The sequence below is a fragment of the Roseivirga sp. BDSF3-8 genome (assembly GCF_041449215.1).
Taxonomy (GTDB): Bacteria; Bacteroidota; Bacteroidia; order Cytophagales; family Cyclobacteriaceae; genus JBGNFV01.
Window position 1 is genome coordinate 5,245,728 of record NZ_JBGNFV010000001.1, and the last position, 16,309, is coordinate 5,262,036.

3 protein-coding genes are annotated in these 16,309 nt (G+C 50.4%); all 3 read left to right on the forward strand.

Annotation, left to right across the window (positions count from 1 at the left end; all coding sequences use genetic code 11):
* Window positions 1-1,970 precede the first annotated feature (1,970 nt).
* On the forward strand, window positions 1,971-8,972 hold the full coding sequence (locus tag AB9P05_RS21440; protein WP_371910884.1) for a LamG-like jellyroll fold domain-containing protein: 7,002 nt from the start codon (window positions 1,971-1,973) through the stop codon (window positions 8,970-8,972).
* A 97-nt stretch (window positions 8,973-9,069) separates the two neighbouring features.
* Window positions 9,070-13,029 carry an ATP-binding protein gene (locus AB9P05_RS21445; RefSeq protein WP_371910885.1) on the forward strand — a complete coding sequence of 1,320 codons (3,960 nt, stop codon included), beginning with the start codon at window positions 9,070-9,072 and terminating at the stop codon, window positions 13,027-13,029.
* 1,351 nt (window positions 13,030-14,380) lie between these two features.
* Complete coding sequence (locus tag AB9P05_RS21450; protein WP_371910886.1) at window positions 14,381-16,279, forward strand: NPCBM/NEW2 domain-containing protein; 1,899 nt, start codon at window positions 14,381-14,383, stop codon at window positions 16,277-16,279.
* Window positions 16,280-16,309: the final 30 nt, after the last annotated feature.

Genomic DNA, 16,309 nt, shown 5'->3' on the forward strand with positions numbered 1-16,309 from the left:
CAATAAAGGGGAATGGTGGATTCAATTTGCTGAGTGCCAGACGCAGGAGGACCCCTTCCGTCCGCTTGTCATCCTTTGCTTGAACCGGAAAATTTATCTTTCAAATTAGCTATTTATCTAGCCGCTACATTGAATAAGCGGCCACCGGAATGCCGGCCCAGCTTCCCCAAAGGGAAGGAATTGATTATAATCCGGCTTTTTGGCTCAAAGATGAGCATTGAGAAGAAGCGACATTGGCAGAGGCGGTGCGCTTGGGCCACGCGCGGCATGCAATGCACTCCCCAGCGTGCAACCTTGCAGAATGTAACCAATACCTCATGTATGGTAGCTTTAACCTTTTCTGCTGGGTTACATCCCCCGGACTCTGCGTTTGCTTTCCATAAGCGTCATTCTACGCCCGCCCCCTTCACATGTAAATCAGCTCTTTTCAATGGTATGGTGGGTCGGAAGGGGGACTTTTTCGGTGCTTATTATAGCTATGCTAAGATCCATAAAGGGGAATGGTGGATTCAATTTGCTGAGGGCCAGACGTAGGAGAACCCCTTCCGTCCGCTTGGCATCTTTTATACAAGCCGGAAAATTTATCTTTCAAATTAGCTTATTGGGTAGCGGCTACATTGAATAAGCGGCCACCGGAATGCCGGCCCAGCTTCCCCAAAGGGAAGGAATTGATTATAATCCGGCTTTTTGGCTCAAAGATGAGCATTGAGAAGAAGCGACATTGGCAGAGGCGGTGCGCTTGGGCCACGCGCGGCATGCAATGCACTCCCCAGCGTGCAACCTTGCAGAATGTAACCAATACCTCATGTATGGTAGCTTTAACCTTTTCTGCTGGGTTACATCCCCCGGACTCTGCGTTTGCTTTCCATAAGCGTCATTCTACGCCCGCCCCCTTCACATGTAAATCAGCTCTTTTCAATGGTATGGTGGGTCGGAAGGGGGACTATTTCGGTGCTTACTATAGCCTCACTATGCTAATCGCCAATAAAGGGGAATGGTGGATTCAATTTGCTGAGGGCCAGACGTAGGAGAACCCCTTCCGTCCGCTTGGCATCTTTTATACAAGCCGGAAAATTTATCTTTCAAATTAGCTTATTATAGAGCCGCTACATTGAATAAGCGGCCACCGGAATGCCGGCCCAGCTTCCCCAAAGGGAAGGAATTGATTATAATCCGGCTTTTTGGCTCAAAGATGAGCATTGAGAAGAAGCGACATTGGCAGAGGCGTCTCGCTTGTGCCACGCGCGGCATGCAATGCACAGCCCAGCGTGCAACATCGCAGAATGTAACCAGTACCTCAGGTATGGTAGCTTCAACCTTTTCTGCTGGGTTACATCCCCCGGACTCTGCGTTTGCTTTCCATAAGCGTCATTCTACGCCTGCCCCCTTCACATGTAAATCAGCTCTTTTCAATGGTATGGTGGGTCGGAAGGGGGACTATTTCGGTGCTTACTATAGCCTCACTATGCTAATCGCCAATAAAGGGGAATGGTGGCTTCACTTTGCTGAGTGCCAGACGCAGGAGGACCCCTTCCGTCCGCTTGGCATCCTTTGCTTGAGCCGGAAAATTTATCTTTCAATTAGCTTATTGGGTAGCGGCTACCTCCTGCAAGCGGCCACTGGTATGCCAGCCCAGCTTCCCCAAAGGGAAGGAATTGATGAACACCTAGCTTCATAGCTCAATAAGAGCTATGAGGAATAAGCCCATATTGGAGCAGACGGGGTGGTAGTTTACACATAGCGCGGTGCATAAGGCTGGTCTAAACTTATTCCTTCCCCAAAGGGGAAAGGTGTAAATAAACTATCCTTTGCACCATTGTCCCGATCCTTTGCACTCCTGTGTCAAAGGGGCGAAAAGTGTCAATAAACCCCTTATTCTTGTCCTACAACCATGCTTTGCGCCGGTGAGGGAAGGTACCAGCACCCGCCCCCGCCACCCTTTTATCAGAAAAAAACTAATTGACACCCTAATGAACTCATTCAATTCAGCCGACCTGGATTTCATCCTCAGTGTCCGGTACAAAGACAAGGCCTTTACCTTTGGCAGTAAGGTGCCATCAGGGCAGGATCACCCTGAATTCTACTACGCTTATCTGGACAGAGCTGAAGGAGGTTCTGCCAAAGACAGCAGCGAAGAGTGGACTGCTTTCAGAAAGCTGACCTTTCCTGACAAGATGCACCCCCTCGGCATCCGCCTGGGAGCTTTTGATATAGAGGGCAGGGACAAAAACGGCGACCCCAATACTTCTGTGATCTTCTCTAAGAACAAGAGCTTCTCTGTAGTTGCCGATAATAACTACATCTACCTTTTCCGGCTAAGCCAGCGAGGCACCATACTGGCAGACCGTTTCATCTACGATGCATCAGCCAGGCGCCTGGTTAATGTAAACGAGATCCGCTATGTACGTAGCGGCAACCCTGATGTGCCCGCTTCCCAACTCGATTCATTCGGTGCCTACGGACCTGATGGGGATCCCTTTGTAGAGCCTACTACCGAAATATCAATAAACACGGAAGCTCAGAACACCAACTTTCGCTTTTCCGTGATACACGTACCTGCCGTCAATACCCACTATGACAGTGTATGGCATATCATTACTTCTGTAGGTACAGATATCAATGTCTTTACCCTTGCCCGCACCACCTCCGTATTATTTGATACCAGGCACCTCGCCAGCTATTCTATTAATGAGATTACTTCAGAGGGCTACTACAAGCTGGGGGCAAGTTTATCCCTGACAGTAGACGATGATATTTATACTATGGCCGCCGAGCCCTATTTTGAACAGGAAAAAATCCTGAACAATACAGGCAATCTTATCTCTGTAAAAAGAGGTGGCAATGTGATGGTGGCTATTCAGCAAGCCAATACTAACAGCTACGGGATAATAGACCTGGAAGTGGGAGGTGATGGCCTGCTGGCTGGTATGGCCGAATACACAACGGCAAACCAGTCGATGCATGGCCCCTATCACATGCAAATGAATGGACTGCCTGCTTATGGAACTGCCGTGGAGTTTGATGGCAACCAGGATAGTGTGAAATGGACAGGTTCCGGCGCTAATGCTTTTGCCGGCAACTCCTCACAATATCAGTTTCCTGGCAGCTACCGTACAGAAGGGATGACCATAGAGCTTTGGGTGAAGCCCAGGGGCTGGTCTACAGATGATTTTGAAAAGGAAAAATGCATTTGGTCTGTTAACACGCAGCTATCACAGAGTGACGAGCAAGATTCAATCTACCTGGCGTACGACAATTATGGCCGGTTATTTCTGAAATCCCTGTCGGGCGGTGAGTGGGTCACGCATGGCTTTCCTAACGCACCATCTATCACGCCGGATTGCTGGCAACATATCACGGTAATACTGGATCCGGATAATAGTAACCCTGTTTCACTGATCACCAGTCAGGGAGGACAGGTATACCTTTCGGATAACACCTCCCCAATCACTATCAACTCTTCTCTCAGTTGGTTTAATTTTCAATTGGGTAATAGCTTATGCGGAGGCCCCGCCGGACTACAGGGACTATGCAGTGAGTTCAGGGTTTGGACGGGCTCAGACAGTTTATTAACATCTCATTTATCCGGGCTACAGGACGAGAAAGTTGACCAGTCAGATCAATACCTGTCCAGGTTACTTATATGTGAGTCATTTGAAGAAGGCAGGAACCTCTGGGAAAACAGCGAAGCCCAGGTGCAATCATACATAATATCTTCTGATTCCGGCAGGTTAGGAATGGCAACTATTGAAGGGGCCCAATGGGTATCGTCTATATTGCCCTCCCGCATTAATATGCCTGTACAATATGTAGATAATCGCCTGTTGAGCGCGAGAAGCTGCCTGCTAAGCAGTAAAGATACGCATTATCCGCAGTTGTCTTATAACCCTACCCTGCTGGATAGTGGTGATGGCCTGGTACGCCTTTATTATAACAGAAACGATAATAAGATGGGTGTGTCTCATTTTGACACCTCCCTGCAGCGCTCCCAGGCGGTTCTCTACTGGGACAATTCCGGCACGGCCGGGTCGGATACCACCGGCAGGTTTGACAACGGTATTGTATACCAGGGCAGGATATTGCCTAAGCTTGTATTTACATCATTACTTACCGGTGTTAAAGGCAATGAATGTACGGTAGCCATACAAGAAGATACCACCACCTATGAAAATGATAACCAGCGGTACCTGCTTATTACCTTTCACTATAATAACTTCCCCACCCTATCAGGAGATATAACACTGACAGAGACTTTCTCAAAGGTACCGGCCAACGTAGAAAATCTGGTTAAAATCATCAATGGGCTGGCCGTATCAGCCGCTACCGCAGGAGATGTAAATAGTGCTGATAAAGTAATCTATGATTACGAAAACAACGTCAGGCGAGTATGTAAAAGTGGTAATGCAATTGCTGCGTTTAACCTGAATGTAGCAGACCCTGCTTCAGGATCAATCCTCTACCACGCTACCGAACTAAACAGGGATAAAGAAGAGATAGCCCAGGTGGTACCGGACACTATCGGTTCCGTCGTTACTAACTACCGGCCTGGTGTAGACAGTACATGGATTAATGAACCTGCAAGCAGTTACCTCGGGTTTTCAGGAACTTCAATAGACTACGTTAACCTGACACCAGACACCCGTCTGGCCTTTAAGGAGGAATTCTGTATAGAGCATTGGGTGCAAAGCTTAAGTGATCCGGGCCGGGCAGAGTTTATTTTATATAATAATATATATTCTGAGAATGTACAATATGCAACAGGCCTTACCGCGGACAATAAGGCATTTCTGACCTACAGGAATAGTGATATTGGTAGTAATGAGGTGTTCGTAACCTCCGCCCGGCCCCTGCCTGTAGCCAAAGGAAGCAAGACATGGCTCCACCTGGCTGCCAACTACCGCTCAGGCTATGCTCTTCGCTTACAGGATGGCACCTATGGCGAAATACCAGACAGCAAATCACTACACAGTGACCACCAGTATTCGGTAGAAGCCTGGGTCAAACCCGATGAATTTGTAAAAGAGCAGATCATTGCCTCAAAATGGGGCGCTACAGACAATGAGAAAAGCTGGCGCCTGGGCCTTACCCCCAGTGGCAAACCCTATTTTAAATTTGCAGACAGTCAGCTCAATAAGATTATTATAAAAGGCTCGCCACTTACTACAGACTGGCATCATATTGCTGCGGCCTATTCTCCCTCTCATACCCGTACCATGCTCAAAATAGACGAAACCGTCGCCGACGTGGATTTTGAGGTACCAGACACCCTGGAGCAGTGGCCGGACAAACTTACTCTTGAGTGTTGGGTCAGCGCAGATGATAATGATGAGGTGGATGACTTCTGCATTATTTCGGGGTATTATGTAGATAAAAGTAAAGCGGCACCGCTCATGGTAATGTATGATCAGACACATAGCCTCACCATACATTTAGGGTCACATCAAAAGACTTATTCAGATATAAAAGTAAGCCCCGACAAACTCTTCCACCTGGCACTTAGTATAGACCAATACGGAAGCAGCTCTCAGGTAAAAGTATATGTAGACGGGGAAAAGGTTTTTGACCATACCTATAATGAAATAGTCAAACAAAATTATGATTTCGACAAATGGGTCATAGGCGCCACACTGAATCCGAATAACCCGGATGACCATAAGAAGCACTTTTCCGGTTACCTGGCAGATGTACGGATATGGAAAAGCATACGAACGCATGATCAGATAGTCGACTTCCTCAATGTGGAGGTACCAGGCAATAACCCTGATCTCATCTGCAACTTTACCATGGACCAGTATTTTGATGAGGATTTGGGTGATGACAATCAATCCGGCCATGGCGACTTCCAACAGGATAAGTACATCATTGACAGCGTGAGTAATAAGCGCTATTATGCCAACACCGCCGACCAGGATGCTCTAAGCTGGGTAAATGTACAGACAGGCAAAAAGCTTTCGCTATATGTAGATGGAAATAAACTATCCGATAGTGAGGTTACTATCACCAAGGGTAGCGAACCCGTTTCTGAAGAAAGCCTCCCCTTCCTGCCCATACAGCAAACCAAAAACCCGCTGATGCTCGGTACCTTTTATAAGGGTGAAGGCGCCCGCGATTATGCCGGTCTGCTGGACAATGTGAGGATATGGAACATCTACCGCCTGGAATCACAGATAGATCACTACCGGTATCAGAACCTGGAAACAAAGTACGATGACAAAGATGAGCCCAGCGCTCCCGTACACCTGGTAGCTGCCTATACATTTGACAAAGATGCCGATAATAAGGTATTGGATGCCACAAAAAAGAACGAAGGGCTGCTTAAAGGGCGTCTTTCATCTCCCAAAAGAAAAGAACAAAAAGAGGACGAGAAACTATACATACCCTCCACCTTTAACGGAGAGTGGGAGTTATACCTGGATGGTATAAAGATCGATATAGCGTATTTGCTTCCCGAAGATATAGCGGCATCCGGATTTGAATTCAAAACGTTTGATGAATTTTTATTTGGTGGTGCGGAAGGAAGCCGCACTTCCTGCAGCGCCAAACTTGCAGAAATACGACTCTGGAGCAAAAAGCGGACAGAAGAAGAGATTAAAGCACAAAAAAATGTACCGATAAGCGGCTCTCAGGACAAGCTGGCCGGTTACTGGCCATTTAATGACGGATCGGGAAAATATATCCGTGATAAATCCCCTTACCAGAATCATGGAGAGTTTCATAATACCCCTATTGTCTGGGAATACCCCGGCAGTACAGACTTTCCTGCTCCTGTAAATAACGACACCCTGCTGAGCATTAATAGTGCCTCACTGGAAGTCTTTAGAGAAGGACATGACCTCATGGCTACCAGTTCCATAGGAGTGGCCGAGTACAACAGCGGACTGGACAGAGCGTATTCATTTAAACGATTAAATTCCTGTAATCTTCATATGACTCAAGGTGAACAGAGCGGCTCATATAAGATGGTTTATATAGGCCAGGCCCAGTATGACCCTAAAATCACCGGGTTTATAGAAGGGGCACCCCCAGTACCCAGTGAAAACCTCACGGTAGACCAGGGCTCTAACCCGGATAAGTATGTGGGTACCGCCAAGGTGAGCATCGTGCAGCACAGCGAAACAAAACAATCTGCCGAAAGCACTACCTCAGGGGCCTTCAATATTGGCTTTGAAGTAACGGCAGATCCACAGGCAGAAGCCGACAACAAGGTATCGGTAGGGCCGGTAGTAGCCACTACCCAGGTATCTACGGCAAAAACAAGCCTGGGAGTAAACCTCAAAATAAAAAACGAGAATTCATTCGGTGGTGAAAACTCCGATACGAGAGAAGCCAGCACGGGCATTAATAAGTATTATGAGCTTATGATTGGCGGCTCATGGGAGCCAAATATCTACAATATACCCGGGGTTAGTGCCGATAAATTATACGTACAGGCCCCCAGGTTGTACCGGCCCAATAATATGGCCATGGCCGTGGTCAAATCCCGTACGGCCGATGTATATGCGGTTCAGAATGAGAAGACCGGTGCCACTCTTGGCTACCAGTACGTATTGGATCCTGATATTCCGGAAGACAGTAACCTCATCATGTTCAGGCTTAACCCGGCTTATGTAAGCAACGGTTCGCTGGATGGGCGCATCGGTTTTGACAATGATGTAAGCTACCCTGACCTGGCCGGTAAACCGGAGGCAAAAGCGAGCTTCTTTAAAGCCAAAGAAGCCTATCAGATACAAAGTAAAATAGAACGCGAGCAGGCTACGCTTTTCAGTAAAGCCGCTCAGGAAGGTGAGGCCGGCGGGGTCTTTGAAGACTTCAGCCTGGTAGACACGTATGCATGGACGGCAGATGGAGGGTTTCTTTCGGAAGATAAGCAACTGGCCACTTCCTTTTCAGAAACGTTCGGGTCTGAAAACTCTACCAAACTCTCGAATAACATCAGCTATGAGAATACCATCAAAGCAGGGTTTGGGGTGATAGTCGGCATAAAAACCAAATTGGACATTGGATGGGGCGGTGAACTTAAGGTTAAATCTTCCTCCACTACCGGCGAGGGGTCTACCTTTGGACTGGATGTTAGCGTGGGCGGCGAGGGCTTCCTGAGCATGCAGGCTGATATGGTGAATGAAACACCCCAGACAATAGCCCCTCAGAATTACCAGGATGCTGTGAGGGCACTCAACAATGGGTACCCGCTAAATGATGCTGACCTCGTGAATGAGTTCATAGCGTGGGGAATGATAGAATCCGCGAATGACAGGTACCTGATAACCAGGACTGCCACTGATGCGTGGAATTTTGCCTCCGGTAAGGGAGAGTATATTATTACCTCAGACCCTGACACGGATACCATCACGAGCAAAAAGCGTATCTCGCCGCACCCCGGCCAGTACCCTATTCTGTTCCAGTCTGAGAACTGCCCCGGTAAGGTAACGGGCTATCGCTTCAAGTCCTATTACCTGCATCCCAGCATGGATAACTTTGACCTGCTGGCAAAAGGCTATAATGACGGCGAAACGCCCCTGATAGACCAGGACTGGCTCAACGATGAGCGAAACCCTGATGCCGTAGCTATGAAGCACGCGCTTACCAATTCGAAAAAGGTTTGGCGTATATTCCATAGGGTCACCTACGTTAGCCGCGTACCCCCTAATGATACTATCGCCGCACAGTTTGACACCGAAGAGGTACCCCATACCGAGAATATCTTTCTGGATATGGCTGCACAGGACTTTACCAAGCCCGATGAGATTAGTATCGATAATAATTATGTACTGGTACAGACCATCATGGGAAGCTTTGGCAAAGGGTACACGGTCATAGATCCGGGCAACGTGGTCTTTACAGATGTGGAAAATAATGTGATCAAGTGGATCGAAGAAAATAAAGTTTCACTAGACATTGATCCGCAAGAGGCCGATCAGCTTTACTCCCTGATGACCAACTGGTTTAGAGCCTATTTGCAGAGTGATGACTGATTTGTTATGATTCGCACACCCGGATAATACCGGAAACCGGCCGGTAGTAAGTTAGAGAAATTAGACTCAATGTTTACTTTAGGGGAAATATTGCGTCTTGAAAAACACCTTTATTCTTCTCTTCTTATTACCGGCCTTTTGTTATTCAGCCGCCACGACCCCAACTGTTCAGCCCGGTCTTACGACCCGTGATGGCCTGTCGCAGGGCTACGTCGAGACCATGGTTCAGGATAGCCTTGGCTACATGTGGTTTGCCACACCCGACGGACTCAACCGCTATGATGGTCACTCCTTTAAAATTTACCGGCACACGCCTGGTGATACACAAAGCAAACCTGCAGGCCTCGTTACCCGCATGACCAGCGCTAGTGCCGGAGACCTCTGGCTCGCCACCAGCAGAAATGAACTCTGGTACTACCATGCCGCCAAAGACAGTTTCAGCCTGGCACCTCTCCCCGAAGCATTACAGATCAGAGATATAGCGCCCGGCCACTCGGGCAGCAGACTGTTGCTGATCAGCCAAAAGGATTTGTATTATGCAGAACGGCATCAGGGTAAACTCAGATATACCCATACCGCTCTGCCACAGCCTGCCACTCCCGGAAGCCGGCTGCAAAAAGGAAAAGACGGCACTATTTATTTTCTCACGCAGAAAGAGGTATATACAAGCCACCTACCGGACAGTAAGATGGCTTCCGGTCTGCTTACAAATAAGTGGGAGCTGATGCGCCGGCCTCACACCACGGAGCCGGCTACCTATGTATACCAGCCTGGCAGCGGAGAACAATGGGTCGCAGGCCGCACCTCTATGCTGATACGGAAGGACGGCCGGTACAGAGAAATCAGCTTCCCTACCTCCCCGGAGCTATCTGAACGTAAAAGTGGCGTTACTAATATCATGACTGACCATGCCGGTAATGTATGGATCCTGCTGAACCGCTCCCTTATCAGGATCAAGGCACACCACCTGCCCCACCTGCAGCCGGAGCACCTCGTCTATCAGCCACAGTTCGGTTTGGTAAACAGCCTCTACCAGGACCGTTCCGGACTTATATGGACCAGCCTTAACGGCAGAGGTCTGGCCACCATGAGCCCGCTGCAGCAGGCCTTTCGCCACACCCATAGCGGGAAGGTTATCTATTATATCCTAGAAGACAGCCGGGGCAACGTATGGACCCAGCACGACCTGCCCCGTACCTATGACTCCCTTGCCGTCAGGCAGCGCATCCCCATGGCAGAGGATGACGCAGGGCGTATATGGATCCGGACGGGTGCGGCAAACGGACGTGAACGAAAGTACAGTGCCTTTGAGCAGATAAATGATAAGGGCGAAATAGTCAAAACCATAGAGGTGCCCTCATCCGTAAGTAACCACCCCTACCCGACTAACTATGTGCTGTACAAAAGCCGTAAAGGCCTGCTCTGGATGATCAGCGGCAACGAACTCATCAGCCTGGACCCTGTTTCTTATAATCTCCGTACCTACCCCTTTATCCGGAAGTTTAATAATACCCCCGAGACTTCCATATCGGCTATTGAAGAGACAGCCACCGGTCAGTTTATCATAGCCACCGCCTGGGGGCTTGCTGTCTTTGACCCTGCAACCGGTGCATTTCATATGATGAAAGGTAAGCCAGGTGCCACGAGTAATATCATTTCCCTTGCTACCGTACCCGGCGCCCAAGACTATCTGTGGGCAGGTACCCGCGGAGACGGTCTTTACTATATCAACCTCACTTCGGAAAAGATAGTCCAACACTACCACAGCGGTCATTACCTGAAAGACAATGTCATATACGGCATTCTATACGACCACACAGGCTACCTATGGCTCAGCGGCAACACGGGTCTTACCCGCTTCCATCCCGGTACCAAAGCCATCACCCAGTACAGTACCCGGGACGGCCTTCAAAGTGATGAGTTCAACACCTTCTCCTATCACCAGGGAGCTTCGGGTAAGCTATACTTCGGCGGAATGAACGGTCTGAACGCCTTCTACCCCCATCAGATCAGTAAGAATAACACTCCTCCCGAAATACAAATAGGAGAAATCAGGGTAAATGGAAAATCACTGCCCCGTGCGCAGGTAAGCTCCGGGGAAAGGATCAGTCTGCCTCATGATCATAACACCCTTTCCTTTCAGTACGCTGCCCTCGATTTTCATAACCCCTCAAAGAATCAGTACCGCATCAAGCTGGAAGGTGCCACCAGTGACTGGCTCAATATGGGCAACCGCACCTATACCACCTTTGCCAACCTCGCCCCCGGCAGCTACACCCTTCGGGTTAAAGGAAGCAACAACAGCGGCATATGGTCTCCCCGCGAAGCCCGCATTTCCTTTGTCATTCGTTCCCCCTGGTACGCTACTCCCTGGGCTTATGCCGCTTACACCCTCGCCGCCCTTGCGATCATATCCGGTTACATTCACCTGCGCACCCGGAAGATTCAACTTGCCCAAAAGCTCCGGCTCGAAGAAGAGGAGGCCCGCCAGCTAAAAGAACTGGACACACTCAAGAGCAACTTCGTCGCCAACATCGTCCATGAGTTTCGTACCCCCGTCACCCTCATGCTCAGCCCCCTGGAGCAGGTGATGGAAAGCCTCGGCGACCAGCACCGCCAGGAGTTGCAATTATCCCACCGCAGCGGACGTAAGGTACTCCTGCTCGTCAACCGCCTTCTGGACCTGGCGAAGCTGGAAAGCGGAAGTATGGAAGTAAACCGGAGCCATGGGGACATCTGCCAGTTCATCCGGCGCATACTCCAATCCTTTCAGGCGCAGGCCACCCGGCAGCAGATCAGGCTCACCAGCCACTATGACCTGCCCGCTCCTGAGTGCCTCTTCGACCCGGATAAGACAGAAGCCATCATAACGAACCTACTGTCCAATGCCCTCAAGTACACTTCCTCCGGCGGAAGGGTGGCGCTTACCCTCTCCGCACAGAACAAGGCGCTGCACATTACTGTGTCGGACACGGGCAGCGGCATCCCTACAGAGGCACAGCCCTTTATCTTCGACCGCTTCTACCAGGGCAGCACCTTCCAGCCGGGCGGCACAGGCATAGGCCTCGCCCTCTGTAAAGAGCTCACCGAATTGCTCGGCGGAGAGATCACCTGTACCAGCCAGCCAGGCAAGGGAAGCACCTTTACCGTTACCCTCCCCCTGCACCGCCAGGCCCACGGCCAGTCCCGCACCCCTTACACCGCCACCGGTACAGCATGTGCCCCCTACGAGCCACCCTACCTGCCCGGGCCGGTTATGCAACCCGAAAGCACTACAGAAATTCTCATCATAGAAGATAATGACGACCTCAGGCACTATCTCGAGCACCTGCTCGCCACACAGTTTCGCGTTACCGTCGCGGCCGATGGCCAAAAGGGCCTCGAGCTCGCCAGGTCATTACTGCCCGATATCATCCTTACCGATCTCATGATGCCGGGCTTAAGCGGGACCGAGCTTTGCTATCAGCTAAAACAAGACCGCCTCACCAGCCACATACCTGTCATCATGCTGACCGCTAAGACTGCCCTTGACAGCAAGCTCCAAAGCCTTGAAGCAGGCGCCGAAGTATACCTTACCAAGCCCTTTAACCTCAAAGAGCTGCAGCTACGCATCCAAAACGCGCTTGACCTCAGGGCCAACCTCAAAAGCTATTTTGCCACCTCAGCCAGGGAAAGTCAGCCCGAAAAAGCTCCGGCAGGCATATCACCCCTTGACGTGCAGTTTATGCAGGACATGGACAGGCTCATCCATCACTATATCGAGGACCCGCAGCTTAGCACCCAGACCCTTGTGCAGGAGATGGGCATCAGCAAAAGCCAGCTATACCGCAAGCTCAAAGCCCTTACCGGCATGTCGGTGAATCACTACATACGCAGCCTGCGCCTCCAAAAGAGCTGCCAGCTACTTATTCACCAGCCCCTGAGCCTCAAAGAGATCACCTTCACCTGTGGCTTCAGCAGCCAGTCCTACTTCACCCGCTCATTCAAAGAAGCCTACGGCTGCACCCCAGGCGAATACAGGCAGCAAAACGTCCATCCGGCTCAGAGTTCCTCCTAACGCCAGCGTGCAATACCCGAGACTATGAAGGATGCCTCTGCTATTGGTGGTGGCTTCACTTTGCTGAGTGCCAAACGCAGGAGGATCCCTTCCCCCGAGGGGAAGGAATTGATTATAATCCGGCTTTTTGGCTCAAAGATGAGATATGAGAAAAAGCGACATTGGCAGAGGCGGGTGCGCTTGGGCCACGCGCGGCATGCAATGCACAGCCCAGCGTGCAACATTGCAGAATGTAACCAATACCTCCTGTATGGTAGGTTCAACCTTTTCTGCTGGGTTACATCCCCCGGACTCTGCGTTTGCTTTCCATAAGCGTCATTCTACGCCTGCCCCCTTCACATGTAAATCAGCTCTTTTCCAGGGTATGGTAGGTCGGAAGGGGGACTTTTTCGATGCTTATTATAGCTATGCTAAGATCCATAAAGGGGAATGGTGGATTCACTTTGCTGAGGGCCAGACGCAGGAGGACCCCTTCCGTCCGCTTGTCATCCTTTGCTTAAGCCGGGAAATTTATCTTTCAAATTGGCTTATGATGTAGCGGCTACCTCCTGCAAGCGGCCACCGGAATGCCGGCCCAGCTTCCCCCGAGGGGAAGGAATTGATGATAATCGGGCTTTTTGGCTCAAGATGAGCATTGAGAAGAAGCGACATTGGCAGAGGCGGTGCGCTTGGGCCACGCGCGGCATGCAATGCACACCCCAGCGTGCAACCATGCAGAATGTAACCAGTACCTCCTGTATGGTAGGTTTAACCTTTTCTGCTGGGTTACATCCCCCGGACTCTGCGTTTGCTTTCCATAAGCGTCATTCTACGCCTGCCCCCTTCACAGGTACTAAGTGCCAGACGTAGGAGGACCCCTTCCGTCCGCTTGTCATCCTTTGCTTGAGCCGGAAAATTTATCTTTCAAATTAGCTTATTATAGAGCCGCTACATTTTACAAGCGGCCACTGGTATGCCAGCCCAGCGGAATGCCGAATTGTCGGACCACAGCCCAGCTTCCCCAATGGGAAGGAATTGATGAACACCTAGCTTCATTGCATAATATGATCTAAGAGCAGAGGCCTCATTGACAGAGGCGGTGCGCTTGTGTCAGTGCGGTGCACGAGGATGGGTCTAAACGTATTACTTCCCCCGAGAGGAAGGAATTGATGATAATCGGGCTTTTTGGCTCAAGATGAGCATTGAGAAGAAGCGACATTGGCAGAGGCGGTGCGCTTGGGCCACGCGCGGCATGCAATGCATTCTTCAGCGTGCAACATTGCAGCCTATAACGAATGCATCTGCCACCGGTGGTAATGTCCAATGGTTTGCTAACCTCCGCAAAATCCCCCATAGTTTCTATATTTACCTTATGCGTAAGTATCTGAATATGATGAGTACGGCTCTGGCAATGGCAGGGCTATTATTATTACCGGCTAGCTGTGTGCCGGAGAGTCCGGCAACTGAGAAAGAAATAGAAAATGATTTTCATGCCTGGGCGGAGACGCCGCCAATGGGCTGGAATAGCTGGGACTGCTTCGGGCCTTCCGTTACGGAGGCTGAGGTAAAGGCCAATGCGGATTACATGGCGGAACACCTGAAGGAATACGGCTGGGAGTATGTGGTGGTGGACATTCGCTGGTACGTGGATAACCAGACGGCTGGGCATTATAATCCTTATGATGAATCTGAATTCATCATCGATGAGTATGGAAGGTATATGCCCTCTCCTACCCGCTTTCCCTCATCAGTGGATGGTAAAGGTTTTAAGCCGCTGGCTGACTATGTGCATAGCCTCGGGCTTAAGTTCGGCATCCACATCATGCGCGGGGTGCCCAAGGAGGCGGTGTATAATGAGCTGCCGGTAAAGGGCACGGAGGTGACGGCGGCAGATATATACTCCACCGCTAAAGAGTGTACCTGGCTTAAGGATAACTACACCGTACTGGCCGAAAAGGAAGGGGGCCAGGCCTACTATAATTCTATCCTGGACCTGTATGCGGACTGGGGCGTGGACTTTATAAAGGTAGATGACCTCTCTCGCCCCTATCATACGGAGGAGATCGAGATGATCCGCAAGGCCATCGACCAGACCGGCCGACCCATCGTGCTGAGCATGTCGCCCGGCGCTACGCCTCTCGAGGAGCATGCGCATGCGCGAAACCATGCCAATATGTGGCGTACGGTAGATGACTTTTGGGACAACTGGAGCCAGCTCAACTTCCAGTTTGATAAGTGTGCGGATTGGGCGCCTTATATATCGGCCGGTGCCTGGCCGGACGCGGATATGCTGCCGCTGGGCCATCTGGCGATACGAGGCGAGCGGGGAGATGATCGCTATACGAACTTCACCAAAGATGAGCAATACACCCTCATGACGCTTTGGACCATCTTTAAATCGCCTCTTATGTTTGGCGGCCACCTTCCGGATAACGATGCCTTTACTAACTCCCTGCTCACGAATAAGGAAGTACTGGATATGCATAGCCGATCGGTTAATAACAGGCAGTGGTATAAGCGGGAGAACCTCATTGCCTGGACGGCGGACGATCCTGACTCTGAGGATAAGTACGTGGCGGTGTTTAATAATGAAAGCCTGGATTTTATCCGGATGGACGATATCCTGTACAGCAGCGGCACCATATCTAAGCTCACGGATAACTATAGCGTCAGCATCGATCTGGAAATCCCGGCTGGTAGCGATGAGTTGTACCTGGTGGTGAACGATGGCGACGACGGCTTTAGCTGCGATCATGCGGACTGGATCAACCCCACACTCTACCTCTCAAATGGCGACTCGGTGTCTCTGACCAGCCTGGAGTGGGAAAGCGCTACGGCAGGCTGGCAAAAAACGCAAAAGAACAGGAGCATTACGGGCAATACACTAACTGTAAATGGCGTGGAGTATGAGCACGGCATCGGTACGCACGCACGGTCTATCATTGCCTATAAAATTCCGGAAAACACTATCCGCTTCAGGGTACTGGCCGGCCTAGACAGCGTAGGCCTGGCGCAGGGCTGCGGCTCTACCATCGAGTTTATGGTGGCCACAGAGGACCCGCGCATCACAGAAAAGACCCTGGAGGATCGCATGGCAGCTATAGACCTGGCCGCTTTAGGCTTTGATGGTGAATGCACTATCCGCGACCTGTGGCAGCAAAAGGACCTCGGCACCTTCTCGGGGGCTGACTTTACGGTTGCTGTTCCCCAGCACGGTGCCAGGCTCTTTAAGATCTCAGGGGTGCATAAGGCCGGTAGTAAGGCGGATTGATTTAAAGCCAAACTAAGCTTAGGGAAGAAA

Coding starts and splice junctions, on each gene's coding strand:
- AB9P05_RS21440 (WP_371910884.1), top strand. CDS start 1,971: ATGAACTCATTCAATTCAGCCGACCTGGATTTCATCCTCAGTGTCCGG.
- AB9P05_RS21450 (WP_371910886.1), top strand. CDS start 14,381: ATGCGTAAGTATCTGAATATGATGAGTACGGCTCTGGCAATGGCAGGG.